Annotated in this window: 24 protein-coding genes; 4 read left to right on the top strand and 20 right to left on the bottom strand. The window is 66.6% G+C overall.

Annotation, left to right across the window (positions count from 1 at the left end):
- Positions 1-263: 263 nt before the first annotated feature.
- From ATJ93_RS23225 to ATJ93_RS04865, 5 genes are all read right to left on the bottom strand, one after another.
- Positions 264-821 (bottom strand): hypothetical protein, encoded by a 558-nt coding sequence (locus tag ATJ93_RS23225; protein ID WP_147376626.1) that lies wholly within the window; start codon positions 819-821, stop codon positions 264-266.
- Between the two features lie 336 nt (positions 822-1,157).
- Complete coding sequence (locus ATJ93_RS04880) at positions 1,158-1,952, bottom strand: hypothetical protein (RefSeq protein ID WP_120243475.1); 795 nt, start codon at positions 1,950-1,952, stop codon at positions 1,158-1,160.
- 363 nt (positions 1,953-2,315) lie between these two features.
- Positions 2,316-3,020, bottom strand: a complete 705-nt coding sequence (locus tag ATJ93_RS04875; RefSeq protein WP_120243474.1) for an energy-coupling factor transporter transmembrane component T family protein — start codon at positions 3,018-3,020, stop codon at positions 2,316-2,318.
- Entirely contained in the window at positions 3,014-3,742 is a 729-nt protein-coding gene (locus ATJ93_RS04870) for an energy-coupling factor ABC transporter ATP-binding protein (protein ID WP_120243473.1), read from the bottom strand. The genes ATJ93_RS04875 and ATJ93_RS04870 overlap by 7 nt, the downstream gene beginning before the upstream one ends.
- A 64-nt stretch (positions 3,743-3,806) precedes the next feature.
- The gene (locus ATJ93_RS04865) at positions 3,807-4,394 is read right to left on the bottom strand and encodes a biotin transporter BioY (RefSeq protein ID WP_120243472.1); all 588 of its coding nucleotides are present in this window, start codon (positions 4,392-4,394) and stop codon (positions 3,807-3,809) included.
- 547 nt (positions 4,395-4,941) lie between these two features.
- Here ATJ93_RS04865 and ATJ93_RS04860 point away from each other — a divergent pair.
- The gene (locus ATJ93_RS04860) at positions 4,942-9,192 is read left to right on the top strand and encodes a DUF7282 domain-containing protein (protein ID WP_120243471.1); all 4,251 of its coding nucleotides are present in this window, start codon (positions 4,942-4,944) and stop codon (positions 9,190-9,192) included.
- A gap of 185 nt (positions 9,193-9,377) precedes the next feature.
- On the opposite strand, the gene ATJ93_RS04855 is transcribed toward ATJ93_RS04860, so the two are convergent.
- The gene (locus ATJ93_RS04855; protein WP_013879920.1) at positions 9,378-9,668 is read right to left on the bottom strand and encodes a DUF7545 family protein; all 291 of its coding nucleotides are present in this window, start codon (positions 9,666-9,668) and stop codon (positions 9,378-9,380) included.
- Between the two features lie 134 nt (positions 9,669-9,802).
- Here ATJ93_RS04855 and ATJ93_RS23500 point away from each other — a divergent pair, with 134 nt between their 5' ends.
- Complete coding sequence (locus tag ATJ93_RS23500) at positions 9,803-9,946, top strand: DUF7557 family protein (RefSeq protein ID WP_170155516.1); 144 nt, start codon at positions 9,803-9,805, stop codon at positions 9,944-9,946.
- Between the two features lie 126 nt (positions 9,947-10,072).
- Here ATJ93_RS23500 and ATJ93_RS04850 read toward each other — a convergent pair whose 3' ends face one another.
- The 7 genes from ATJ93_RS04850 to ATJ93_RS04820 form a co-directional block, all read right to left on the bottom strand.
- Positions 10,073-10,543, bottom strand: a complete 471-nt coding sequence (locus tag ATJ93_RS04850) for a DUF5799 family protein (RefSeq protein WP_120243470.1) — start codon at positions 10,541-10,543, stop codon at positions 10,073-10,075.
- Positions 10,544-10,667: 124 nt separating this feature from the next.
- On the bottom strand, positions 10,668-11,168 hold the full coding sequence (locus tag ATJ93_RS04845) for a gamma carbonic anhydrase family protein (protein ID WP_120243469.1): 501 nt from the start codon (positions 11,166-11,168) through the stop codon (positions 10,668-10,670).
- 316 nt (positions 11,169-11,484) lie between these two features.
- Positions 11,485-11,760: a DUF3006 family protein gene (locus ATJ93_RS23990; RefSeq protein ID WP_245977523.1), complete on the bottom strand. Its 276-nt coding sequence runs from the start codon at positions 11,758-11,760 to the stop codon at positions 11,485-11,487.
- 170 nt (positions 11,761-11,930) lie between these two features.
- Complete coding sequence (locus tag ATJ93_RS04835; protein WP_120243930.1) at positions 11,931-13,010, bottom strand: ComEC/Rec2 family competence protein; 1,080 nt, start codon at positions 13,008-13,010, stop codon at positions 11,931-11,933.
- Positions 13,011-13,127: 117 nt separating this feature from the next.
- Positions 13,128-13,523 (bottom strand): OsmC family protein, encoded by a 396-nt coding sequence (locus ATJ93_RS04830; protein WP_120243467.1) that lies wholly within the window; start codon positions 13,521-13,523, stop codon positions 13,128-13,130.
- A gap of 114 nt (positions 13,524-13,637) precedes the next feature.
- The gene (locus ATJ93_RS04825; RefSeq protein ID WP_120243466.1) at positions 13,638-14,312 is read right to left on the bottom strand and encodes an HAD family hydrolase; all 675 of its coding nucleotides are present in this window, start codon (positions 14,310-14,312) and stop codon (positions 13,638-13,640) included.
- Between the two features lie 93 nt (positions 14,313-14,405).
- Positions 14,406-15,134 carry a metal-dependent hydrolase gene (locus tag ATJ93_RS04820; RefSeq protein WP_120243465.1) on the bottom strand — a complete coding sequence of 243 codons (729 nt, stop codon included), beginning with the start codon at positions 15,132-15,134 and terminating at the stop codon, positions 14,406-14,408.
- 442 nt (positions 15,135-15,576) lie between these two features.
- Here ATJ93_RS04820 and ATJ93_RS04815 point away from each other — a divergent pair, with 442 nt between their 5' ends.
- Together ATJ93_RS04815 and ATJ93_RS04810 are read left to right on the top strand one after the other, a co-directional pair.
- Positions 15,577-15,840 (top strand): hypothetical protein, encoded by a 264-nt coding sequence (locus tag ATJ93_RS04815; protein ID WP_120243464.1) that lies wholly within the window; start codon positions 15,577-15,579, stop codon positions 15,838-15,840.
- Positions 15,841-15,986: 146 nt separating this feature from the next.
- A complete protein-coding gene (locus ATJ93_RS04810; protein WP_120243463.1) occupies positions 15,987-18,125 on the top strand; it encodes a DHH family phosphoesterase in 2,139 nt (712 codons plus the stop codon).
- Positions 18,126-18,306: 181 nt separating this feature from the next.
- On the opposite strand, the gene mnhG is transcribed toward ATJ93_RS04810, so the two are convergent.
- From mnhG to mbhE, 7 genes are all read right to left on the bottom strand, one after another.
- Positions 18,307-18,720 carry a monovalent cation/H(+) antiporter subunit G gene (gene mnhG, locus ATJ93_RS04805; protein ID WP_120243462.1) on the bottom strand — a complete coding sequence of 138 codons (414 nt, stop codon included), beginning with the start codon at positions 18,718-18,720 and terminating at the stop codon, positions 18,307-18,309.
- On the bottom strand, positions 18,717-19,010 hold the full coding sequence (locus tag ATJ93_RS04800; RefSeq protein WP_120243461.1) for a monovalent cation/H+ antiporter complex subunit F: 294 nt from the start codon (positions 19,008-19,010) through the stop codon (positions 18,717-18,719). Before ATJ93_RS04800 ends, mnhG begins: the two co-directional genes overlap by 4 nt.
- A complete protein-coding gene (locus ATJ93_RS04795) occupies positions 19,003-19,668 on the bottom strand; it encodes a Na+/H+ antiporter subunit E (protein WP_120243460.1) in 666 nt (221 codons plus the stop codon). Before ATJ93_RS04795 ends, ATJ93_RS04800 begins: the two co-directional genes overlap by 8 nt.
- Positions 19,668-21,371: a complex I subunit 5 family protein gene (locus ATJ93_RS04790; RefSeq protein WP_120243459.1), complete on the bottom strand. Its 1,704-nt coding sequence runs from the start codon at positions 21,369-21,371 to the stop codon at positions 19,668-19,670. The genes ATJ93_RS04795 and ATJ93_RS04790 overlap by 1 nt, the downstream gene beginning before the upstream one ends.
- Positions 21,368-21,730: a sodium:proton antiporter gene (locus ATJ93_RS04785; protein WP_120243458.1), complete on the bottom strand. Its 363-nt coding sequence runs from the start codon at positions 21,728-21,730 to the stop codon at positions 21,368-21,370. The genes ATJ93_RS04790 and ATJ93_RS04785 overlap by 4 nt, the downstream gene beginning before the upstream one ends.
- On the bottom strand, positions 21,727-22,191 hold the full coding sequence (locus ATJ93_RS04780; RefSeq protein ID WP_120243457.1) for an MnhB domain-containing protein: 465 nt from the start codon (positions 22,189-22,191) through the stop codon (positions 21,727-21,729). The genes ATJ93_RS04785 and ATJ93_RS04780 overlap by 4 nt, the downstream gene beginning before the upstream one ends.
- Positions 22,192-22,312: 121 nt before the next feature.
- Positions 22,313-24,727: a hydrogen gas-evolving membrane-bound hydrogenase subunit E gene (gene mbhE / locus ATJ93_RS04775; RefSeq protein WP_120243456.1), complete on the bottom strand. Its 2,415-nt coding sequence runs from the start codon at positions 24,725-24,727 to the stop codon at positions 22,313-22,315.
- Positions 24,728-24,851: the final 124 nt, after the last annotated feature.

Genomic DNA, 24,851 nt, shown 5'->3' with positions numbered 1-24,851 from the left:
AGCGCACGATCAGTGGAAGGCGACCGTCGACATCCTCCCAACAACTCAGCTACGAACCTACCAGCCTCCCGGGTAGGGGTATCAGAAAGATCATTCGAGTGAAGTAATAAGTCTTGTGTGTTGACTCATCTGGCAGATAATTTTACCGAGTAGTGAAATCGTAGGTGAATATCTGCAATAGTGCGCGTCATCAGTTCATGAACTATTGTGCTATGGACGCGTTCGTCAGAGTCGATTTTCAACGTGAAGTGGGGATGCATCGGCTATGATCGCTTTTTCACTGCCAACGCTCCGTCGCTGATAACCGGTTCACAGTCAAAGGGACCAGCAACACGATAGTACTCGAGGACGTTCGTCTCGCAGCCCTCGATAGCGTCGTGAGCCTCAAGATCGGATTCAGTAATAACGGTTCCAAGGTCGCGATAGACCGACTCGAGAGGGGCAGCCTTTGCGACCGCCGCAGTCGATGTCGGTCGATACCGATCGTTGGGATACGTTTCGAAGTGGTCGCGATCGATTACCCACTCGGTACCGCTTCGACGCTGTTCATACACGATATTTTGGTATTTCCGGAGTTTCCGTTCACCCAAAAAGTGGAGGATCCAGTCGTATACCTCACGCGGGACCGCGCGTTGAACCGGATCGGGATGCGAAAAGTCGATCGCCTTCAGTTGCGCTCGATTCTCTTCAACGAATTTCTTTGCGGCCATTCGTTCGTCACCGTCGAGATAGTAGACGGTCGTAAATTGGCCGTCGTAGGCTGGAGGTTGATCGCTGCGGCGATTGACGCGGAGGTACTGAACTTGCATTCGTTCGTCCATCGCCAGAGCGTTCCGATTGATACCGGTTTGCGGGGACTCGGTGAGGCGATCGTATTGTTCGGTCGCCACACAATAGTGTTGTTTCTACTATAACATTAGTGTTCCTATAATAATTGTGGGCAAGTAAGCCCATCCACCAGTGATAGTAAGTCGCTTAACAGGCAGTTCTGAGGATCAATCGCTTCGAGCGTCCAGACTAACCTTGGAAGTGAATGAAACCTGTACGATATCGAATTAATTGACCAATAGTACTGAGATAGATTGAATCACATGAACAATGGGAAAAGTAACTTCTCTCCCGAAGATCGCTATTGTGAGTACGTGTTAGCGTCCAAATCACGCATCCTCCTCGGTTGATCTATCTTCTATCGGTTCAGTGTCTTCACTACTGGCTTCGACCGACAGCGCAACGTGGGGGATGTGCCACTCTTGGCACCACTCTTCGATCACCGCCTCGAGCCGCCCCTCCGTCGCAGCTGAGGTGAGATCGATCGTAAACGCAGTTTCGCTCGTTCCAAGGCGGGCGGCGTCGGCTCGATCTTGTTGGTTGCTCAGTGCAGTCGACTGCGTGACCTGTTCCGTCACGTCGACGGCGGCTCGAGCGGGATCGTCCGAGTCGTCGAGGGTTACCTCGAGGGTTCGTTCGACGGTACGCACCTGACCGCCGGTCGTCCGGTAGCGGTACGAGCCCGAAAACTCGAGGTTGTGGTCGGCCGCGGCGCTCGTGTTGCTCCGGGTAAAGGTGATCGGCTCCGGTGCTGATTTGCGCGATTCATCCGCATCTTGCAGTCGCTCCCGCGCGAACTCGGAGAGCGAATCCCACTCGAGGCGGTCGCCGAACGCCGCGAGAGTCTCGGCGAGGCTGCCGTCGGACTCGAGTTCCCGTTCGGTACCGTTCTTCGGGACGAGCCGCTGGTTGTCCTCGTCGATTACGGCCTGAAACACCGTCTCGTCACGTTCGTCGTAGACGAGCGCGGTTGACTCGATATCGGCATCACCGCTTTCGTGGCTTGCCATCCCGATGTACGTCGTCTGGCGTTCGGTTCCGTCGAAGCCCTTGACTGGCCAGCTGCCGCCTTCCGCGTGCGGGAGCCGCTCCGCGGCGTCCCGTTCGGACGAATCGTGGCTCATGGTGACACGTATATCTTCGTCGGATCGCGGGTAACCCTGTGCCCCGTATTTCCCGACGGCCGCCGCGAGAGTCGAGAGCGCGCTGTGCTGGGTCGAAATCGCAGGCCGGAACGCCGACGAACGTCAGACGAGCGTCTGCCGAAGTATTATTACTCATCACCGATACTGATTACACGCCCATCCAGACGCGTTCCGTCTGGAGGCATCCCCCATCCGCTTGTCACTCCATCCCCCCATCTCGACTGGCAGTTTGCGGCTGGGGCTGCGGGGAGCGAGGGTCCCCTCTCGTTCCCCACCCTCCCCTCTCCCCCACTCGCTTTTGCTCCGGACCGAGTCCGCGGGCGATCGGTACGTCACCGCGAGCTACAGGAACGCCGTTAGACTTAATCCGACCGCAAACACCAGCACGACTGCGTCGCCCCGTCCGAACGATAGCGGCGGCAGCGTCGGATTCCACGAAAAACACCGCGCTTGCATCGCGAGCGCGAGTCGATCCGCGCGGTCGAAGGCGCGCGAGAGCCCGAGCAACGTGAGCGTACTCGCGCGGTCGACGGCGCTGCGTTCGGTGCCGAGTCGGGCAGCCATCGCATCGCGAATCGTCCGAATATCGCCCTGCAGGACGGGCAGAAAGCGAAAGACGAGCGCGATCCCGATTCCCAGCAACTGACCGGGTTTCCCCGGGATCGTCCGCTGGATCGCGGCGCGCGAGTCCCGTACCGGCGTCGACCGGACGTACGCAGCGCTAACGAGCAGGATCAACAGGACGCGATAGCTCGCTCGAGCCGACGCGAGTCCGTCCTCGAGGACGATCCACGGCGGCCCGAGCGCGAGCGCGGCCAGCAGCGGCGCGAGCGTCAGGATGACGAACGCGAACCGATACGCGTACAGCGTCCGCCGGAGCGGTACCCGCGCTGCGACGAGGACGAGCGCGGCGACGGCGGACAGCGCGAGGAGGGCTCGCGCGTCGGTGTGTGCCAGCGCGGTCGCGGCGAAGCCGAGCTGGACCGCGAGCTTCGAGCGCGGATCGAGCCGATGGGCCAGCGTGTCGTCGGGTTCGTAGGTCAACATCGGTCGGCCTCGGGACGGAACGCTTCCGGAACGCGAACCTCGAGGCCCTCGAGTTCCGCAATCGCTCGCTCGGGCGCGTCGTCGACGACGACGCGTCCGTCCCGCATGGCGACGAGCCGATCCGCGAGCGCGAGGACGTCCCGCAGGTCGTGCGTCGCGAGCACGACGCCGGTGCCCTCGGCGGACAGCGACTCGAGGCGCTCGAGGACGGATCGGCGGGCGGGATCGTCGAGCCCGGTAAACGGTTCGTCGAGGACGAGGTGGTCGGGATCCATCGCGAGCGCGCCCGCAATGGCCACGCGGGCCTGTTCGCCGCCCGAGAGCGCGTCGATCTGCTCGTCCTCGCGGCCCGCCATATTCACGGCCGCGAGCGCGGCTTCGACGCGGCGGTCGATCTCCGATCGCTCGAGGCCGAGGTTCTCGGGGCCGAAGGCGACGTCGGCGCCGACCGTCGCGGCGACGAACTGGTCGCGCGGGTGCTGGAAGACCATGCCGACGCGCGAGCGCGCGGCAACGAGGTCGTCGGCGACGGGCGTGCCGTCGACCAGCACGGTTCCGGAATCCGGCTCGAGGAGGCCGTTGCAGTGACGCAACAGTGTCGTCTTTCCGCTGCCGTTCGCGCCCGCCAGAACGACGAACTCGCCGCTCTCGACCGACAGCGAGAGTTCCTCGAGGACGGGGACGTCCTCGAAGGCGTAGGAGACGTCGCGGAATTCGATCATTGCGTGCGTTCGCGTACGAGCGTGGGCGCGGATGTGCGTGCGGTCTCGAGTCGGTTGCGTGCGGTCACGAGCGCACCGATACGATCCGGCCGCTTTTGACGATGGCGATCGCCGCGGCCATCTTCAGGATCTCGCCGGGGATGAACGGCAGTGCGCCAGCGGCGATCGCGTCCCAGAGGTTCATCTCGAGGAGCCAGGCCATGTAGCCGACGCCCATGCCGTAGATGAGCAGCGTTCCGGCGACGAGTGCCGCGACGACGACCGGAAGGGGCTGTGCGGCGGGGTCGCGCAGGTTCGTCCCGCGGTGGACGACCAGCCCGATCAGTCCGGCGGCGATCGGGTACGACCAGAGGTAGCCCGCGGTTTGCCCGACGAGGACGCCGGGGCCGCCGTTCATGCCGGCGAAGACGGGGAGCCCAACCGCGCCGGCGGCGAGATACAGCACCAGCGAGAAGGTCCCCCAGACCGGCCCGAGGACGAGTCCGGCCAGGAAGACGAACAGTACCTGCAGCGTGATCGGCGCCGGCGAGAGCGGGATCGGGATCGTTACGGGTGCGGACGCCCCGATCAGCGCCGCGATCAGCGCCGCCCGGGCGAACTGCCGGACGACGTCGCCGTCGACGCGATCGACCGACTGTCGTTCGGTTGCCATACCGACGTGTGTCTCGTAAACCAAGATCAAAACTTCGGTTTCCAAAATCGGTGATCGACCGGGGCTCCTCGAGACCCTCGCGATACTCGAGTCCCGCGGAAACCGATGCTCGGCACGAACGGAGCCGAATCAACCCGGCTGAAACGGGACGTTCCTGTCCGGTTTCACGATTATACTGGCTCCCTGAACGAGCGTAGAACCGGGCCGTCAACTCACTGCGCGCTCGAGGACGGGCGGCTGACGATTCACGGGGAAGTAATCCGGTATTGTCTCCGGGTCCTGACTGAAACGGACGGCGCGCTTATGCGCCGATTCGGTCGGGTGGTGTGAAACGAATGCGATCCGGTAGTACGCGGTACGGACGGCGACGGCAGCGCAGGATAAACGCGAGACGATTCGACCACTGCGGTACGGGACGACACGTACCGATCTCGATATCGAGGTCGTCGTCTGGACGCGCGCGTGAACGATGCGTGAGAGCACGCGAAGCGTCCGCCAGTTCTGATCCAACGGGCGTCTGTGACGGCCCCCGCGCCGGTGATCCGCAGTGAACCGCACGCGCGTCGGGTTCGTCGCGGTCGCGCTCGTCGTCGGGGCGATGCTCGTTGGCGCGGTCGCACTGCCGTCACTCGGTGGTCTCGGTCCGTTCGACGGAGCCGAAACCGGATCGGCAGACGAGGGGGGCGACGGCACGCAGGCGCAGTTCCAGGAGGACGACCCGACAGGTGAGGACGATGGGGCCGAGTCGTCGGGAACGGAATCGGCGGGGACCGACGGCGAAGCGGATATTCTGCCGCTCGAGGCGCCGGTAGAGCTACAACCGCAGGACGGCGGCGAGGATGAGAGCGGCGAGGCCGCATCCTCGAGCGTTGAAGCAACGCCTCAGCAGACCGAATCTGGTGCGCAGGAAGACCCCGTCGAAGCCGGCGTCGACGCGGGAATCGAACTCGCGCAGTCCCAGGGCGTCGAGGTGACGCAGGAACAGCGCGCGGCCGCGATCGACGGCGCGCGACAGGCGGCCGCCCAGCACCAGGCGGCCGACGCCGAGCAGGTGCAGTCCGCGACGGCGGGCGCGGTCCACGGCTCGCTGATGCAGGAGCAGGCGGTCAACGCCACCCAGATCCAGTACGCGGTCGGCGGCGCGACCGATGGTGCGCTCGCCCAGTACCAGACGGTCAACGCCACCCAGATGCAGAGCGCGACCTGGGGCGCGACCCACGGCGCGCTCGCCCAGCAACAGCGCGTGACCGTCGAGCAGATTCAGGTCGCGACCTACGGCGCCGCTGCAGGCGCCGCCAGCGAGGCCGGCGACACGGGCGTCGACAGCAAACCGAAGATCCAGGAGGCCGCCCAGGGTGCGGCCTACGGCGTCCTCGAACAGTACCAGAAAGTCACGGTCGAGCAGCGCCAACGGATCACGCTCGAGCACGTCCAGCACGCTGCCGCGGGGGCGTCGGCCGGCTCGCTCGAGGGGAGCACCCGGAGCGTGCTCGAGCAGGAGCAACGCGTCGACGTCGAACAGCGCCAGCGCGTCGACATCAAGCAGGTTCAGAAGGCCGCGATCGGGGCCGCGAAGGGCGCGCTCGAGCAGCGCCAGTCTGTCTCGGTCGAGCAGACCCAGGCCGCCGCACGCGGTGCCGGCAAGGGGCCGCTGAAGCAGGTCCAGTCCGTCAGCGTCGAGCAGGTCCAGCGAATCTCGATTACGCAGATTCAGGAGGCTGCCTTCGGCGCGTCGAAAGGGGCGATCGAACAGAGCCAAGAAGCATCCGTCGAGCAGATTCAGGCTGCGGCGGACGGCGCCTCGCAGGGGTCGCTGCTGCAGCGCCAGGAGGTCTCGATTACGCAGATCCAGCACGCGGCCACCGGCGCCTCGAAGGGCGCCGTCCAGTCGGCAGTCCAGTACCAGATCGTCGAGGTCGAGCAGATCCAGGCCGCCGCGCGCGGCGCGGGTGAGGGCGCGGTGACCCAGCAGCAGGTCGTCGACGTCGCGCAGGTCCAGCGACTCGCACAGGGCGGCTCGAGCGGCGCACTCGTCCAATCTCAGGAGGCCAGCGTCGAGCAGATCCAGACCGCAGCCCGGAGCGCCTGCGAGGAGACCGCACGGGTCGTCCAGTCCCAGCGGATCAGCATCACGCAGCTCCAAACGATCACGCAGGAGACGGCAGCGGACGCGACCCAGTACGCCGTCAGCGAAGGGATCACCGACGCGACGGAGATCGTCCAGTACGTCGAGGTCACCGTCGTCCAGCGAATCGAGCAGGTCGACGAACTCGAGGGGACCGCGTCGATCGAGTTCGCCGATCAGCAATCGGAGGGCGCGAGCGTCGTCGTCGACGAGGTCGACCTCTCGGAAGGCGGCTTCGTCGCGATCTACGAGGGCGTCGCGGTCGATACCGATCCCGACGCCGTCATCGGCACGTCCGACTACCTCGAGGCCGGCGAGTACGAGGATCTCGAGATCGACCTCGAGGAGCCGATAAACGAGAGTCAGGCGCTCGTCGCGGTCGTCCATCACGATACGAACGACGACGGATCGTTCGACTACGTAGAGTCCGACGGCAGCGAGGACGAGCCATACGTCGCCGCGGGCGGCGGCCCGGTGCTCGACGGTGCGTTCGTCACGGTCGCCGACGATACCGACCGCGAGGCCACGCTCAACGTAAGCGATCAGGAGGGCGACGGCGAGACGCTCGTCGTCGACGAGGCCAATGCCTCCGTCGACTACGCCGTCACGGCCGAGTACGACGGCGAACGGGTCGACAGCGAGTCGTTCGCCGCGGGTCAATCGGTCGAGGACCTCGAACTCGATCTCGAGCCACCGCTCGAAGCGAACGCAACCGTTGATGTCTTCGTGCGCGCGCTCGAGGACGACGCGGCACTCGCGAACGAATCGATCGAGTACACGATGGCGACTGAACCACCTGAACCCGAACCCGAGGCGACGCTCAACGTAAGCGATCAGGAGGGCGACGGCGAGACGCTCGTCGTCGACGAGGCCAATGCCTCCGTCGAATACGTCTTGAGCGCCGCGTACGACGGCGAACGCGTCGACAGCGACCCCTTCAGCGCCGGCGAGGCGGTTGAGAACGAGTCGATAGACCTCGAGCCGTCGATCGAGAACGACACGACGGTCGACGTCTCGGTGCGCGACGCCGCGACGGACGAGGCGCTGGCGAACGACTCCGTCGAATACGCGGTCGCGGACGAGGCGCCCGAACCCGAGCCGGAACCGGAAGCGACGCTCAACGTGAGCGACCAAGCCGGGACCGGCGAGGCCCTCGTCGTCGACGAAGCCAACGCCTCCGTCGACTACGCGCTCACCGTCACCGACGAGGCCGGCGACCAACGCGCCGCGAGCGACACGTTCGCGGCCGGCCGGGCGGTCGAGAACGCGTCGCTCGCCCTCGAGCCGCCGCTGGAATCGAACGCGACGCTCGAGGTGGCGGTCGTCGCGGCCGACGGTGACAACGCGACGGCCGACGAGAACGAGAACGGGACCGCCGCCCCGCTCGCGAACGAGACGATCGAGTACACCGTCGACCAGTCGCCCGAATTCGGCGTCGAGTTCGTCAACTGTTCGCGCGCGGAAGTGACGGGCTCGTTCGAGGAGGGCGACACGGTCATCGTGGCCACCGGCTTCTACGAGTCCGGCGGCTTCGGCAACTCGATGGGCGAGTACGCACTCAGCGTCGGCGAGAACATCGAGGGACCCGTCGAGGGGACCGTCGTCTTCGAGACGGGCGAGGACTTTGGCGTCTCCGAGACCGATGACGGCGCGTACGTCGAGGTCCCGCAGGGACAGTTCGGCTCGGCGATCACCGGCATCGCGTCGCCGGACGCACTCGCCGGCTCGATCGACTACCCGAACCCCGACGCCAGCGAGTGTCTCGAGCAGGTCCGGCCCGAGCAGCCGGAAATCGGCGTCGAGGAGACGACGCCGACGGACGACGGGGAGACCATCGAGGTCACCTTCGGCTACGAGAACCCCAACGACGCGCCGCTGTTCGTCGACAGCGCGTTCGTCGAAGGGACGACCGCCAGCGAACCGCCCGAAGAACTCGAGCCCGGCGCGGGCGAGTTCACCGTCGAGTGGACCCCCGAGAGCGACGACGAGCGGCTCGTCTGGGAGGTCGATATGAGCCGCTACGACTACGAGGAGGTGCTGACCGCCGAAACCGCCGCTGCGGGCGAGATCGCGCCCACCGAGCCAAGTGGAGATCCTGCCGAGTTTGCCATCGACGACGTGTCGGCGGACGCAACCGATCCGGCGCCGGGCGATCCGGTCACGGTGAGTACGACGATCACGAACGTCGGCGATCTCGAGGGAACGCAGACGGTGACCTACAGCGTCGACGGGCAACCGGCCGGAGAGACGGCGGTGACGCTCGCCGGCGGCGAATCGGCGACGGTCTCGTTCGAGACGACGGTTCCGGAGGGTGAATCGACGCACACGATCGCGACCGAGAACGACACTGGCTCGGTGACGATCGAAGCGGTCACCGAGTCCGGTGCCGGCGACGCGGGCGACGCCGGTGCGGGTGCGGACGAACCGCCGGAGGCGCGGTCCGAAGACGGAGGTGACGGTCAATCTCCGGAGGGACCGCCCGAAACGACCGACGAGGCCCCCGATTCGGGAGCGGCTGACGAGCCGGCGAACGCCGGTACCGAATCGCCCGACGAACCGACCAGCCCTGGTCCACCGGCCGAGTCGAACGGCTCAGCCGAGGGCACCGAACAATCCGGCGACTCGCCGCCGGCTGAATCGACCGCCGGCGAATCGGGGATAACAGTCGTCTAGCTCCGAGAGCCGGCGACCGACGGCGTCGCTCGAGCGCGCCCGCCACAGCGCGACACCAGCGCCGTCGGTAGCTGGTCGATCGTTCGGATACCGCCGTAGAAATCGCCGACGGTCGAGTCCGCAGAACGAGGGTCCGAACCCGCAGACTGCAGCGTCGACCGGTGGTTCGATCGTTCGGGAGCGCGTTAGTGCTGGTGACCGGTCGCTTCGCCGAAGGTGACGCCGAACCGCTCCTCGAAGAGATCCATGATGCGTTCCTCCTGGGCCTCGAGGTCCTCGTCGCCGCCCTGGCCGTGGTGAACCATGTGGTGGGCGCGGCTGGCGAACGAGAGCAGCACGATGTCGCCGACCGTCTCGGCGGACGTCTGGTCGCCTTCCGCGACGAGGTCCACGAGGCCGGCGGGGACCGTCACGTCGTCTGTCGTTTCATCATCGGCCGTAATCGAGACGGTGATCGTCTCCACGTCGTCGGACATATCCCTACGGTCGGGAAGCGTCCCTAAAGGTGCTGTGGCTTGCGACGACGGGTCGATCGGTCAGTCGATCGGAAGAAGGCCGGCGAGGACGGGTGCCCGTGGCGTTTTTGCCCGTTGACGTCGAAGTTTCGCGTATGCCCACCGTCGAACTCGAGGAAGAGACGATCGAGCGACTGGACGAACTGCGCATCGACGACGAGTCCTACGACGAACTGGTCAACGAACTCATCAACATCTACGAGACCAGCGAGTACACGCTCTTTCGCGCCGGCGACTGATGGCGCGGTCGGTCGTCGCCGGTCCGCAGGCGTTGTCCCCGGTCGGTGCTCGGTTGTCGCCGAACAGCAGTGGTTGTCGATCGACCGGACGTATCGCGCGTCGCCGGCCGTCTCGCGCCGCGCCGATCAGTTTTCCGCGGCGATTTCTCGAATCGAGTCCCACTTGCCGTTCGACTCGAGTTTCGACTGAAGTTCGTCGGCGTACTCCTGTGTGAGCCGTTCGGCTGCCTCGCGTTTCGCATCGTGCCCGCCTCCGCCGTCGCCGCCGAGGCCGAGCGCGCCCTTGATGGAGTCGACGAGGCCGCCGCTCGAGCCGCCCGCGTTACCGCCACCGCCGCCGGCACCCGGCCCGCCCATCGCTCCCATCCCCGCATCCACGTTCTCGAGTTCGGGCATGATCTGATCGACTTTGTCGGTGTTCGCGACGATCCGGGCGCGCTCGGGGTCGTCGGCGTGTTCGATCTCGAGTTCGGTCGCGGTCATGATCAGACTCCACTGCTGGTTCGAGAACCGCGACTCGGCGATACGTGAGGAAAACTCCTGATCGAGGGTCATCCGCGCCCCGACGATCCGGTCGGTCCAGTCGGCGTCGCTCATGGCCAGCGATTAGCACGGTGCGCGTATCAGCGTTTCCCTCGACGGACGCCGATACGGGGACGAACGGCCCTCGAGCCCTCGATTCGCGGCCGGTCGCGCCGCCGGTCACCGCTGCCCCGCGTCGTCAGTCCAGCCGTTCGGACGACTCGGCGTGGCGCCTCGCGAGGTCGACGTACCGATCGGCGGTCGCCTCGAGGCGCGGATCGTCGACTTCGGTCTTCGGCTCGGCGGGCGCGCCGGCGACTAACGTCGACGGCGGGACCTCGGTTCCCTCGGTGACGACGCTGCCGGCCGCGACGACGGCCCCCTCGCCGATGTGGGCGCCGTCGAGGACGGTCGCGTTCATCCCGACCAGCGCGCGCTCGCCGACCGTGGCGTCGTGAACGATCGCGCTGTGGCCGACCGTCGCGGAGGGCTCGAGTTCGGCCTCCTCGTGGAGAACGGCGTTGTCCTGGACGTTCGCGCCCTCGCCGACGACGATCTGCCCGTGGTCGCCGCGGAGGGTGGTGTTCGGCCAGACGCTGGCGTCGGCCTCGACGATGACGTCGCCGATGACCACAGCGGCCTCGTCGACGTACGCGGAGTCGGCGATCTGTGGCGTCGTGCCGTCGAACGAACGAAGCATGTCTCGTCTCACGGTGGTTCGGGCGTGCCCTTGAATCTGTGCGCCGCGGTCGATCGGTCAGCTCCTATCATCCGATCATATCATCCAGTTGCAAGAACGGATGCAGTTTCTCATAACTACCAACGTGATTTGGCATTACGGCTAAGATCGATCCTGCGAAATAAACGATTGCAGCGGGCGTTCTGGCTTCCCCCGGCCACCGTTCCGCTGAGTGTCATCCCACCACCTCACCCCATCTACCCCAACCGGTGAACAGGGGTCGAGTCGAACCCCCCCTTCGTTCCTCCCCTGTTGCTGCACCCGTACCCCCGAGTCCCTACTCGTCCGAGAGTCGCTCCGAGAGTCGATCGAACCGATCCTGCGCTCGGTCTCGACGATCCCGCTCCTGCTCCGGCTCGTACGTGATCTCGAGCAGCGTGCCGGTCTCGACTTCGGTTTCGGTCCCGGTCCCGCTATCGGTCTCGTCCTCGTCGTCCGCAATCACGACCTCGAGTACGGCGCCCTCGTGGGCTCCGTCTTCCGGGAGTCGATCGACCGGGACCGTTCGCTCGTCGACGACCTCGCCGTCGGCCTCGAGCAGGAGGACGGCCAGTTCGACGCGGTCGCGTTGCGGTTCGCGATCGGCGTCCGCCTCGTGATCCGTCTGGTCCTCGCTGGACGACTCCGTCTCGTCACCGCCTCCAGCCTCGCTTTCGCTCGCGCGCTCGCCCCCGCTTTCGGCCTCGACGATGCGGTCGAGGACCGCAGTGTAGCTGGTACCCATTAGCCCACGGTACGCGCGGGAGTCACATCAATCGCGGGTGAGAGCGGATCGGACGCGATCGGGGACACCGCGGCGCTGTCGGCCCTCTCGTCGTCCGCGCCGTGTTTCCGCTCGAGCAGCGCGGCCGCGTCGGTCGGCCCCTCGCGTTCGGTCGCCACCGACAGGTCGGTGCCGCCGTCGTCGACCGTGAGCACCGTATCGCCGTGCACGCCGGTCCAGTAGGTCTCGATATCGCGCTCCGCGAGGCTCTCGAGCACCTCGTCGTGCGGGTGGCCGTACTGGGAGTCGAGCGCGCTCGAGATGACGGCGACGTCGGGATCGACGGCGTCCAAGAAGGGATCGCTCGATGAAGTCGACGACCCGTGGTGGCCCGCCTGGTAGGCGTCGGCCGCGAGGGCGTCGCCGTGGGCGTCGATCAACCGCTGTTCCGTGGTCCGTTCGATGTCGCCCGTCGTGAGGTAGGTAAACTCGCCGTACGCGAGCGAGAGGACGACGCTGTTCTCGTCGACGCCGTCGTTGGGGCGCTCCTCGGGCGGATTGAGGACGGTCGCCTCGAGCGTCGCGTTACTTCCGTCGGCGCTTGCACTCTCGAGGGGCAATCGATCGCCCGCGACGACCTGGAACAGGTCGACGTCGTATTCCTCGATCGCGTCGAGGTAGTTCTCGTAGGTGGCGCTCGTGTGCGCGACGCCGGCGTCGTAGGCCGCGCCGACGCCCTCGCCGTGTTCCTCGAAGTGCTCGATGACGGCCGGGTGGCCGCCGATGTGGTCCGCGTGGCCGTGGGTCGCGACCAGGTGGTCGATGCGCTCGATCCCCTGGGCCTCGAGGTAGTCGATGACGGCCTGGCCGTCGTCGCGCCAGTCGCCCGTATCGATCAGAATCGTCTCGTTGGCCGGCGTGACGATCAGCGTCGAGTCGGCCTGGCCGACGTCGATGTGGTGAATCTCGAGGTCGCCGGCGGCGTCGACCGTGGACGAGTCTGCGCTGGAATCGGCGGACGTCCCGAAATCGACACCGCCGGCACAACCCGCGAGGATGACCGTGAGTCCGACAGCGACGACGAGGACGGATCGTTGCACGTTCCCCACGACGCCCTCGCGGGATATGGTGGTTCGGAGCGGTCGGGTTTCCGACCGGTTCACGGGTTGAAACGTCTCGGTGCGAAAAGAGTTACAGTCGGCCGACAGGGTGTCAGGTTAGACGGCGCCGCCCTCGAAACTCGTCTCCGCGTGGAGGTCGTCCTTTAGCGCGTCGTGGACCTTACAGAGTTCGAACGCGCGCTCGATGATCTCCTCGCCCGTCTCGTCGTCGACGTCTTCCTCGACGCGGATATCGAAGGCGATCGACTCGAGTTTGTCGTCGTCGTTGAGCTCGCCGGTGATGTCGATCTCGATCTTTCCGAGGTCGTCGGCGCCGCGCTGCTGCCCGCCGACGCGGAGCGCGGGCACGTAACAGGAGCCGTAGGCGGCCAGCAGCGCCTCGAGCGTGTCGGGTGCGTCCTCGCCGTTGGCGTCGATTGTCGTCTCGAACTCGCGGATCTCGTTCGTCGCGCTGTAGCCCTCCTCGGATACCGTGGTGACTTGCTTCGCCATAGCAGGCGGATCGTCCACAGCCGGGGCCGTAAACGTTGTTCTCGCGGGGGATACGGTCCGTTCGACTGAGACGAACCGCCGGGGAGCCGACACAGTACGTCCCTGCGCCCGACGTCAGCCCGTCCAGGGAGGGGGCGATAACTCACTGATCCCCTCGACGCGATAGGTTGGATCGTCGTTTCCCGCATCGCCGTCGGCGGCAACCCACACCGACTCGAGGCCGGCGGCAGCTGCGCCGCGCACGTCGGTCTCGAGCGAGTCGCCGACGTGAACCGCCGTCTCCGAAGACGCGTCGAGGGCCCGGAGCGCCCGTTCGAAGGGCTTCGGCGACGGTTTCGGTGGAATCTCGTGGCCCGCGATAACGACCGTGTCGATCCACCGCTCGAGTCCGGTGGCGTCGATTTTCTCTCGCTGTGCGTCCGGCGCGCCGTTCGTGATCACCGCCAACCGATATCTCCGACTGAGCGTCTCCAGCACGTCCGGAACCGACGGGAACAGTTCGACGTTCGATTGGTCGCGTTCGGCGCGGAACGCGTCCGCAACCGCCCGTCCGAGGCGGCGCTCGTACCCGTTCTCGGCGGCGAGCGCGGCGAAACACGCCGACCGGAGCTCGCCCATCGAGTCGCACTGCTGTGCGAACTCGTCGTACCGGTCGTAGTAGTTGTCGACGGAGAACAGCGGGTCGACTCCGACTGTCTCGAACGCGAGCCGAAGCACCTCACCCGGCGAGCGTTCGTATCGAAGCAGCGTATTATCCAGGTCGAACGAGACCGCCTCGATTCGGCTCATCCTCGTTCGGATCGGTAACTGACACGAAAATAACTCGGTCGGTTCGCACCGGCGACTCGACTCGGTTTCCCGGCTGCAGACCGGGATCGACGCTCAGGACTCGAGTTCGAACGGCTCGTCGGCCTCGAGGACCTGCACCTCGGCGTCGCTGCCGGTCGCCTCGACCTCGCGCTCGAAGTCCGCGGGGTCCTGCTCGATCGGCGGGAAGGTGTCGTAGTGCTGGGGGAGCGCGTAGTCGACGTCGAGCCAGTCGACGGCGATGGCGGCCTGCTGGGGCCCCATCGTGAAGTGGTCGCCGATCGGCACGGCGGCGGCGTCGGGCTCCAAGTACGGACCGATGACGTCGCGCATCTCGGTCATGAGCGCGGTGTCGCCGGCGTCGTAGAAGGTCGTCGACTCCTCGTCGGCGATCTGCGTGGGCTTCGTATCGGAGATGACGAAGCCGGTCGGCATGCCGGCGTCGACGTCGTACTCGGTCATGATCCCGTTGGTGTGGTCGGCACGGTGCATCGTGACGTAGGCGTCGCCGCACTCGACGGTGCCGCCGAGGTTCATTCCCATCCCGCCGACGGCGTCCTCGAAGCCGAACTCGTCCTCGCAGTAGGAGACGAGTTCGGGCGTCGCGACCAGCGTCGCGTCGGAGAACTCCCCGGCGTGGGAGATGTGATCGGCGTGGCCGTGGGTCAACAGCACGTAATCGGGCGTCTCGACGTCCGACGGCTCGAGATCCGTCTTCGGGTTATCGAAGAACGGGTCGATCAGCAACTCGGTGTCGCCAACGGTGACGTGCCACGTCGAGTGGCCGTGCCAGGTGAGTTCCATAGCGGTCGAACGTTGACGCGAAACGGACTTAAAACTGGGTGCGCGGGCAGCGATTTCCGCGGGAACGACGGTCGGATCGATACCGACTCCTCGGGAGGTCTCTGTTTCGATACCGAGTGGCGGGCGACTAATTTGCCCCGTTTTCGGCGCGTATGAAACGTACACGATCACCAACATTTATCAGCCGTCCATCGCAACGGTAGCAAGCCGCACGCGTACTGACACACTGCGCATGCGGTCGATCGCTTCCGCGATCGAACGAGCGGCGATCGGTGTTGCAGGACCAGTCACACCAGCCGTTTCAGGGGGCTCGAACGCAACGGCGCTATCCCGCCCGCTCGATTTTCGTGACGACACGGCGGACTCCGCCGGGGGTCGCCACCGACATCTCCCGGTGACGCCGATGCCGTGTCGTTTTTTATGTCGAACCCGTACGGCAGGTATGCTCGCACTGACGCTCGAGGACTTCATGGTAGAGCTCAACGACGGGTCGATCAAGAACGTCGGGCCGAAGAACAAGTCGGCGACGGTCAAGCTGTTCGACGTCGAATCCGCCGAGGGCCGGGAGTTCGGCGACAAGCGCGTCAAACTCGTCTTCGAGGACGACGACGAAAACGAGATTCAGGTGTCGCTGTTCCCCGAGCAGGTCCGCGACCTCGCCGACGACATCGAGCGTCTCGAGGAGGAGTCGCCGGCATTCGAGTGACGGCGGCGCGATAGCGGTCCCGGAGCGGTCGACTCCGACCCGAACGAATCGCGCTGCGACCAGCGACCGGTACCCGCGGACGTGTCGGTCGACCGACGGACGCATTTCGACAACCGTTTTAGGGCGAACCTGCTTGAACCGAATAGATGGGTAACTGTATCATCTGCGGCACATCCGTCGACGGGCAGATCTGCGAGAGTCACGAGGAGGACGCGGTCTTCGCGTTCCGCGGCTCCTCGGCCTCGCAGCTCTCCCCCGGTCGCTACTACCGGGGCACCGTCGACGGCTACGCCGACTTCGGCGTCTTCGTCGACGTCGGGGATCACGTCACCGGCCTGTTGCACAGAAGCGAACTCGACCAACGACTCGAGAGTCTCGACTGGGAACCTGGCGACGAGGTCTACGTCCAGGTGCTCGACGTCCGGGACAACGGCAACGTCGACCTCGGCTGGTCGATCCGCCAGCGCGAACGCGAGTTCCGCGGGAAGCTGATCGACACGGGCGACTCGGAGCTTCTCCCCGAGGAGTTCGAGGACGGAACGGACTCGGACGCCGACGCTACCGACACCCAGGAGAGCCAACACGAAAGCGACCAGCAGTCGGCAGACGTCGACGCCGGCGAACTCCAGACCGCCGCCGACGACACCGGTCCGGCCGACGAACAGCCCGCCACCGCGGGCGCGACTTCCGGCGGCGGCACCGTCGCGGCCGAGAGCGCGACGACGTCGACCGCGGCCACCGACGACGCGGCCGACGCCGAGCCCACGACGGAGGACGCACCGCTCAAGCGCACGACGATCGACGCTATCGACAACCAGGTCGGCAGCGTCGTTCGCCTCGAGGGCGAAATCACCGGCATCCGCCAGACCAGCGGCCCCACGGTGTTCACGCTGCGCGACGAGACCGGCACCGTCGAGTGCGCCGCATTCGAGGAGGCCGGCGTTCGCGCCTACCCCGACGTCGAAATCGACGACGTCGTCGCCTTAGAGGGCGAAGTCGAGCGCCACCACGGCGACCTGCAGGTCGAAACCGAGACGCTCGAGATTCTCGACGGCGAGGACCGCGAGGCCGTCGTCGACCGCTTAGAGAGCGCGATCGAGCGCGAGGCCCGACCCGCTGAGATCGAGTTCCTCGCGGACCACGACGCCGTCACCGCCGTCGAGGACGAACTGCTCGACGCCGCGACCGCCATCCGCCGCGCGGTCATGGAGGCCCGACCGATCGTCGTCCGCCACGGCGCGACCGCCGACGGCTACGTCGCCGGCGCCGCCATCGAACGCGCCGTCCTCCCGCTGATCCGCGAGAAACACACTCGCGAAGACGCCGAGTACCACTACTTCGAGCGTCGTCCGCTCGACGGCCGCGTCTACGGCATGGACGCCGCCACCGACGACGTCACCTCGATGCTCGAGGCGCGCGACCGTCACGGCGAGCAACTGCCGCTGATCGTGCTCGTCGACGCCGGCGCGACCGAGGAGTCGGTCGACGGCTACGAACTGCTCAGCCTCTACGGCGCCGACGCGCTCGTCATCGACGACAGTCGCGCCGACGCGGAGATCGCCGACGCGGTCTCGGTCGCCGCGACGCCCTCGCTGGCGGGTGTCGACGTCTCGGACGTCACCTCGACGGCGCTGGCCGCGAACGTCGCCGCTCACGTCAACGGCGACGTCCGGGACGACCTCGGACACCTCCCCGCCGTCAGCTACTGGGAGAACGCCCCCGAGGCCTACCTCGAGCTCGCCACCGAGGCCGGCTACGACGAGACCGCCATCTCGGAGCGGCGGGAAGCCGTCGCGCTCGAGGCCTACTACCAATCCTACAAGGACAAGCGCGAACTCGTCGCCGACCTGCTGTTCGACGACGACGGCGACCTCGCGGCCCACGTCTCCGAGCAGTTCCGCGCGAAGCTCGACACCGAACTCGAGACGGCCCGCGAGAACCTCACGACGGAGGAAGTCGACGGGATCACCGTCGCCGTCCTCGACACGTCGGCGTTCACGCACCGGTACAACTTCCCGACGACGACGATGCTGCTGGACGAACTGCACCGCCGGCAGCGCGACGAGGGGCCGTTCGTGACGCTGGGCGTCGGCGACGACGAACTCCACGTCCGCGCGACCGAATCGCTGAACGTCCGCGACCTCGGCGACGCCATCGCTGCGGCCGCGCCCGACGCCGGCGTCCGCGTCGTCGGCGGCCAGGACGGTCACATCGAGTTCCTGCCCGGTGAACGGGCAGCCGTCCGCGACGCCGCGCTCGAGGCACTCGACGAGACGCTCGCGTAACTCGCGCCCTTCTCCGTCGTCCGTACTCACCCGATAGCGACTGCGTTTGCGGTTGCACGCGGGATTGGGCTGTGCGTGGTACGGAGGCTGTGTCGTCACACCTCGAGCCCGCGTCGTCGCTCGAGCGACTGAGACGAGGACAAGGTTGAGACGGTGTAGATCGGACCGCGAGCGAGATCGATCAGTCGTCGTCGGTTACTTCCGATCCAGTTTCGGACCCGGATCCGGATCCGGAACCAGCCCCGGACCGAGACTCGGACCGCTCGCCGCGCTCGACGGCCGACGGATCCGGCCACGTAACGCTCCCGAGGAACGGGATGCCGATCCGTTCGGCCGCGCGAGCGATCATGTGCGCGCCGGTGGGCACGGTCAGAAAGAGGAAGGCGATGCCAAGTAGCGCGGTCAGCCCCTCGCCGCCGGGACCGAACTCGACGAAGCCGGCCAGAAAGATCGCGGCGGTGCCGAGCGTCGTGGGCTTGCTCGTGGCGTGCATCCGATTGTAGACGTTCGGCAGGCGCAGCAGGCCGATCGTGCCGACCGTCAGGAAGAAGACCCCGACGACGATCAGCGCGAGGATAACGATCTCGTGGATCATTCGATCACCTCCCCTTCGGTGACGAACTTGGCGACCGCGACGGTCGCGATGAAGCCGATGATCGCGAGCACGAGGCTCACGGTCAGGAAGAGCCCCCGCTCCGTCTGCAGCGCGAACAACACTGCGATCGCGACGACGTTCGTCGCGATGGCGTCGAGCGCGACCACACGGTCCGGGTTCGTCGGCCCGCGGATCACCCGGTAGCTACAGAGCACGCAGAGCCCGCTCACGATCACTAACGCCGCGCTGATCGCGGTCTCGAGCAGCGCCGGGTCGGTGGCCTCACTCATCGTCGACACCTCGTCGTTCGCGGTCCGCGGATTTGTCGGTTTCACTCTTCGGGTTTCCTCGATTGCGGTCCTCGTCCGCTCCGGCTCCGTTGTGGTTCCGTTCCCCGCCGGAAACGACGATATCGGGGGGCGTCTCTTCGGGCGAGGCGCCTTCGTCGAACATCTCGAGGGCGTAATCCTCCCACGTGCGAATCGGCGCGGCGATCGCCTCGGGGTCGCGGCCGTCGACGGCGTGGACGTAGAGCGCGTTCGTCTCCGCGTCGTAGTCCAGCGTAACGGTTCCGGGCGTGAGGGTGACGCTGTTGGCCAGCAGCGTGATCGCGACGTCGGTCTCGGCTCGCAGCGGCACCAAGATCACCTCGGGCTCGATCGGCATCCCCGGCGCGAGCACCCGGTACACCATGTCCAGATTCGCACGGACGAGTTCCCAGATGAACGCTCCGAGGTAGAGTCCGGCGTACGGCAGCGCGTGCACGCCCCGGCCGATATCGATCCGCTCGACGTACAGCCGGCGGAAGACGAACGCGATCGGCAGGCCGACGACCAGTCCCTCGAGGAACTGGCCCAAAAGCGCCGTCGGCGCGAGCCCGATCCCGCGGACGAAGATCCACAGGACGGCGAAGGCGGCGCCGGCGAGGGGCCAGGTTTTGACTCGCATCAGTGTCCACCTCCGCTTTCGGTTCCGTTACCGGCGCCGTCGTCCGGCAACTCGAGATCGCTTGCGTCGGCCGGATCGACGGCGTCGACGTACGCGTCGGCGTCGACCGCGGCGGTAGCGGCCGCGTCGGCGAACTCGTAGACGGGTTCGAAGCCGACGCCGACCAGCACGATCGCCGCGGCGAGGACGGCCAGGACGGCCAGTTGTACCCCGTCCGTCGTCGCGTTCTCGACCGCCGGCGTTCGATCACCCCAAAAGCTCCGGTTCCACACCCGCGTCGCGTACGCGATGGTCAGCAACGAGCCGACCAGGAGGAGGACGATCACCGATGCGGCTTCGGCTCGAGCGGCCGAATCGAAGACGAGGAACTTCCCGAAGAAGCCCGACAGCGGCGGGATGCCCACGAGCGAGAGCGAGGCGATGAAGAAGGGGATCGCGAGCATCGGCGATCGCTCCGCCAGTCCGCCGAGGTCGGCCAGCCTACTCGTGCCGGTCGCCGAGCGGACCGCGCCGACCGTCAGGAACAGGAGCCCCTTCGCCAGCGTGTGGTTGAGCGCGTACACTAGCGCGGCGACGATCGCGAGGTGGCGCAACTCCGCGCTGGCGGTGGTGGCCGCGATCGCGACCGGAATCGCGATGAAGCCGACCTGCCCGATGCTCGAGTACGCGAGCACGCCCTCGATAGAGTCGCGGCCGACGGCGCCGATCCCGCCGACGAGGATGCTGGCGGCGGCCATGACGAAGAGGGCGGCACCGACGAAGATGAGCGGCGAGTCGCCGGCGATGCCGACGCCGGTGCCCGGAATCGAGAGATCCACGGCGATCGGCGCACCGGCGAACACCGTAAAGGACAGGCGAATGATCGCGTAGATGCCGACTTTCTTCGTCGCGCCGGCCAACAGCGCACTGATCTGGGGCGGCGCGGCCCGGTAGGCGGTCGGAATCCAGAACTGGAAGGGGACGAGGCCGGCCTTGATGGCGAACACCGACAGGAGCAGGGCGTAGAGCCCGAGTGCCGCCTCGGGTTCGATGCCGAAGGCCGCGGAGTCCGCGAGGCGCCTCGAGAGGTCGGCCATGTTGAGCGTCCCGGTCACGGCGTAGATGCCGCCGACGCCGAGCAGGAAGACGGCGCTGGCCAGCAGGTTCAGCGAGACGTACCAGAAGGCCGCGCGGGTGTGCTGGGGCCCGCCGTAGTAGGCGACGAAGATGTAACTCGCCATCAGCATCACCTCGAACCAGACGAACAGGTTGAACAGGTCGCCGGTGAGGAAGGCGCCGGTAACGCCGAGCGCCAGAAAGTGAAAGAGCGGAAAGTAGTAGCTCCGGCGGTCGATTTCGGGGAGGACCCGCGTCGAAAACACGAGCGACGCGATCCCCAGGACGGCGACCATCGTCAGCATGAACGCCGACAGGCCGTCGACGACGAGCGTGATCCCGACCGGGGCGACCCAGTCGCCGACCTGATAGGTCGCGATTCCGGGTGCGTCCGGCGCGAGGACGATGTACCAGTCGATCGCCGCGACGGCGACCGCGTAGGCCGCCCCGCCCGCGAGGCTGACGCCGATCCGGGCGCGGGGCCAGCGACCGAGCAGTAAGCTGGCGACGGCCGCCACGAGGACGATCAGCATCGGGGCGATCACCAGTTGGGATTCGGTGCCGACCGGGACTGCGGCGAGCGGCGCCACTGATCCGAGCACCGTCATTCGCGATCACCCAGTTCGGAGACGTCGAGCGTATCGTGTTCCTCGTAGACCCGATACGAGAGCACCAGCGCGAAGGCAGTCATGCCGAAGCCGATCACGATGGCCGTCAGCACGAGCGCCTGTACGAGCGGGTCCGCGACGCCCACCGGAACGTGGACCTCGTGGCCGTGGCCCTCGAGGACGGGCACCGTCTCGGCGGTCCCCTCCGTAATGCCGCCCATCGCCAGCAGGTAGACGTTCGCGGCCTGGCTGATGATCGCCAGCCCCCAGACGACCCGGATCAGGTCCCGCCGGAGCAGCAGGAAGGTGCCGAGCGCGAACAGCGCGCCGATCACCGCGGCGAGGACGACGGCCGTCATTCTGCTCCCACCACCGAGAGGATCGTGAGCAGGCCACCGACGACGACGCAGTAGACGCCGAAGTCGAACGCCATCGCGCTCGCCACCTCGACGGTGCCGTAGATCGGCACGCCCTCGAACTCCCAGTAGGTCTGAGAGAGGAAGGGCAGATCGAACAGCAGCGGCGCCAGCCCGCTGCCGACGGCGATCGCGAGGCCGTACTCGAAGATCCGGCGGTAGGCCACGACGACCCGATCCCGCGAGGGTTCCTTCCCGGGTTCGACGTCGCGGCCGAGCACGCCGCGCTCTAAGAAGTCGAGTCCGAACGCGAGGTAGAGCACGGCGAAGGCCGTCACCGTGAGCACGCCCCCGATGAAGCCGCCGCCGGGGAGGTTGTGACCCTCCACGAACAGCGCGATGGCGACGACCAGAATGATCGGGACGACCGCCCGCGCGGTCGTGCGCATGATGACGGTGGTCATCGGCGCTCACCTCGGCTGTGGGTGGGGGTCCGGTGTCGGCGACTGCGGGTGGGGGTTCGGTGTCCTTTTCGCTCCCGGTCGTCTCGCGTCGATACTACCGTCGAAGGCTGTCGGCTCCGTCTCATTCGTCATCACCTCGAGTGCGACTGGTGCTGTCCTCGATGGGGGCAGTCCCGTCGGCGCCGCCGGTACCGCCGGCCCGCATGACGATCAGCGTGAGGATCGAGATCGCAGCGAGCGCGACGACGACGAGCTCGCCGAGGGTGTCGAAACCGCGGAAATCCACGAGGGTCACGTTGACGATGTTGGTGCCGCCGCCCTCGGGGACCGCCAGATTGGCGTAGGCCTCGGCGATGTCCGTGCTCCCGGCGGGGCGAGCGTCGGTCGCGACGAGCACGGTGACGAACACGGTCGCGCCGACGGCGACGGAAACGACCGCATCGCGGGCGTACTCGCCGAGGCTGACCTCGTAGTACTCGGGAATCTCCTCGATCACGAGCAGAAAGATCAGCAACACGAGCGTCTCGACGACCAACTGGGTCAGCGCGAGGTCCGGCGCGCTGCCGAGGATGTAGAAGATCGCGACCATGAAGCCCAGAATCGAGAGCGTGAGCACGCCCGCAACGTGGGAATCGGAAGTCACGACCGCGAGTCCGGCGGCGACCGCGACGACCAGCACGAGCCCGATCGCCAGCGGCGTCTCGAGGCCGAAGACGGTCGCCGTCACGGCACCCGTTGCGACGAACCCCGCCAGCGCGAGGGCGGCGGTGGCCAGCAGCGTCCACGTCGCGTAGGTTCGCAGCAGGCCGTTGTGGACCCGCGAGCCGAACCACGCGCCCGCGCCGGTGAGGTTGCCGACGATGGCGTCGTACCACCAGTTCGCGCTCGTCGGCGGCAGGGTGTGCGGAATCGCGCGGATACCGTCGTGGAGTCGGTCGTAGAACGGGAACGCCAGCAGGCCGACGCCGATCGTGACGATGCTCATCCCGACTGCGGGCGAGTACGACGTCGGGATGCCGACGTGCATCTCGTGGGGATCGACGGCCGTCGCGTCGACGCCGGACTGGACGATCGCGTCGATCGCGAGTTGGGGTCGAACGCTGACGACGGCCGCAAGCAGCGCCAGCACGGCCGGCGAGACGAGCAGCGTGACGCCGGGCCGGTGGACGTGGCCGAGCGCCTCCGGCCGCTCGCCGAAGAACAGCGAGAGGAACTTCAGCGAGTAGAGGACGGTGAAGATGCTCCCGAAGACGGCGACGGCGGGGTAGAGCAAGCCCAGGAGTCCGATGTCGTGGTAGTGGCTCGCCTCCACGGCCGCTTCGAACAGCAGTTCCTTCGAGTAGAAGCCGTTGAAGGGCGGAATGCCGGCCATCGAGAGTGCAACGACGGTCGTCATCGCCGCGGTGATCGGTAGGTCCCGCCGGAGCCCGCTCAAGTTCGCGATCTCTCTCGTGCCGGCCTCGTGGGCGATGATGCCGGCGATGAGGAACAGCGCGGCCTTGAACAGCGCGTGGTTCAGCAGGTGGAAAACGCCCGTTTCGGCGCCGTAGACCGACGTGAAGCCGAAACCGGCGACCATCAACCCGAGGTGGCTCGCGGTCGAGTACGCGAGCAGTTCCTTGATGTCCGTCGACGCGACGGCCATGATCGCACAGACGGTCATCGTCGTCAACCCGAGCGTCGCGAACAGGAACAGCCACTCCTCGCCGACGAGCAGCGGCCGCACCCGGCCGATGAAGTAGACGCCGACTTTCACCATCGTCGCCGAGTGCAGGAACGCCGAGACCGGCGTCGGGGCCGCCATCGCGTTCGGCAGCCAGAAGTGGACCGGCACCTGCGCGGACTTGGTCCCCGCGCCGACCGCCAGCAGGAGCAGTACGGGGACGAAGAGGCCGCGCTCGCGGAGCCCCTGCTGCATCGCCTCGGGGTTCTCGAGCATCGCGACGAGGTCGAACGTCGCCGCCGCGCCGATCGCGTCGCCGGCGACGATCGACAGCATGAGGAGGCCGACAAGCAGGAAGAGGCCGCCGCCGACGGTGATGAACATCGCCATCCGGGCGGCGTACTTGGAGGACTCGTCCTCGGTGTAGTGGCCGATCAGGATGAACGAGCAGAGGCTGGTCAGTTCCCAGAACAGAAAGATCGCGACGAGGTTGGCCGCCAGCGCGACGCCGATAATCGAGCCCATAAAGGCGAGCAGGGCGGCGTAGAAGCGCGTGAGGTGGGACTCGCCGTGCATGTACGCCGGCGAGTAGAGGAAGATGAGGGTCCCGATGCCGCTCGCGAGGAGGGCAAAGAGGAGGGCCCAGCCGTCGACGTAGAACTGCATCGCGATCTCGAGCGACGGAATCCAGGCGAGTTCGACGGGGCCCTCGGTGCCGTACTGCGAAGCGAGCAGGCCGAAGCAGGTCAGCGCGACCGCGGCGCCGGCGTAGCCGACGTACTCTCCGAGGAATCGGTATAAGAGGGGCGTCAGCCCCGCGACTACGAACGGCAGCGCGACCGCCGAAAGCACGATCGACAACTCGGGAGGCACGTCTGCTATCTTACACACAGGCGTGATTTAACGGTTCGGCAAGAAAGCGCGAGACGTGAGGGCCGCGCCGATATTCCCGATGACGGTCAGTACGACCACTACTGACACCGAAGCGCGGCTCGAT

It is taken from the genome of Halopiger aswanensis, from assembly GCF_003610195.1.
GTDB classification, from domain to species: Archaea; Halobacteriota; Halobacteria; order Halobacteriales; family Natrialbaceae; genus Halopiger; species Halopiger aswanensis.
This window is presented reverse-complemented; position numbering and strand designations above follow the sequence as displayed.

Coding starts and splice junctions, on each gene's coding strand:
- ATJ93_RS04870 (WP_120243473.1), bottom strand. CDS start 3,742: ATGATCGAATTCCGCGACGTCTCCTACGCCTTCGAGGACGTCCCCGTC.
- ATJ93_RS23500 (WP_170155516.1), top strand. CDS start 9,803: ATGCCCACCGTCGAACTCGAGGAAGAGACGATCGAGCGACTGGACGAA.
- ATJ93_RS04845 (WP_120243469.1), bottom strand. CDS start 11,168: ATGCTTCGTTCGTTCGACGGCACGACGCCACAGATCGCCGACTCCGCG.
- ATJ93_RS04810 (WP_120243463.1), top strand. CDS start 15,987: ATGGGTAACTGTATCATCTGCGGCACATCCGTCGACGGGCAGATCTGC.
- ATJ93_RS04815 (WP_120243464.1), top strand. CDS start 15,577: ATGCTCGCACTGACGCTCGAGGACTTCATGGTAGAGCTCAACGACGGG.
- ATJ93_RS04780 (WP_120243457.1), bottom strand. CDS start 22,191: ATGACCACCGTCATCATGCGCACGACCGCGCGGGCGGTCGTCCCGATC.
- ATJ93_RS23225 (WP_147376626.1), bottom strand. CDS start 821: ATGGACGAACGAATGCAAGTTCAGTACCTCCGCGTCAATCGCCGCAGC.
- mnhG (WP_120243462.1), bottom strand. CDS start 18,720: ATGATCCACGAGATCGTTATCCTCGCGCTGATCGTCGTCGGGGTCTTC.
- ATJ93_RS04800 (WP_120243461.1), bottom strand. CDS start 19,010: ATGAGTGAGGCCACCGACCCGGCGCTGCTCGAGACCGCGATCAGCGCG.
- ATJ93_RS04880 (WP_120243475.1), bottom strand. CDS start 1,952: ATGAGCCACGATTCGTCCGAACGGGACGCCGCGGAGCGGCTCCCGCAC.
- ATJ93_RS04875 (WP_120243474.1), bottom strand. CDS start 3,020: ATGTTGACCTACGAACCCGACGACACGCTGGCCCATCGGCTCGATCCG.
- ATJ93_RS04855 (WP_013879920.1), bottom strand. CDS start 9,668: ATGTCCGACGACGTGGAGACGATCACCGTCTCGATTACGGCCGATGAT.
- ATJ93_RS04850 (WP_120243470.1), bottom strand. CDS start 10,543: ATGAGCGACGCCGACTGGACCGACCGGATCGTCGGGGCGCGGATGACC.
- ATJ93_RS04865 (WP_120243472.1), bottom strand. CDS start 4,394: ATGGCAACCGAACGACAGTCGGTCGATCGCGTCGACGGCGACGTCGTC.
- ATJ93_RS04820 (WP_120243465.1), bottom strand. CDS start 15,134: ATGGAACTCACCTGGCACGGCCACTCGACGTGGCACGTCACCGTTGGC.
- ATJ93_RS04790 (WP_120243459.1), bottom strand. CDS start 21,371: ATGACGGTGCTCGGATCAGTGGCGCCGCTCGCCGCAGTCCCGGTCGGC.
- ATJ93_RS04825 (WP_120243466.1), bottom strand. CDS start 14,312: ATGAGCCGAATCGAGGCGGTCTCGTTCGACCTGGATAATACGCTGCTT.
- ATJ93_RS04785 (WP_120243458.1), bottom strand. CDS start 21,730: ATGACGGCCGTCGTCCTCGCCGCGGTGATCGGCGCGCTGTTCGCGCTC.
- ATJ93_RS04830 (WP_120243467.1), bottom strand. CDS start 13,523: ATGGCGAAGCAAGTCACCACGGTATCCGAGGAGGGCTACAGCGCGACG.
- ATJ93_RS04795 (WP_120243460.1), bottom strand. CDS start 19,668: ATGCGAGTCAAAACCTGGCCCCTCGCCGGCGCCGCCTTCGCCGTCCTG.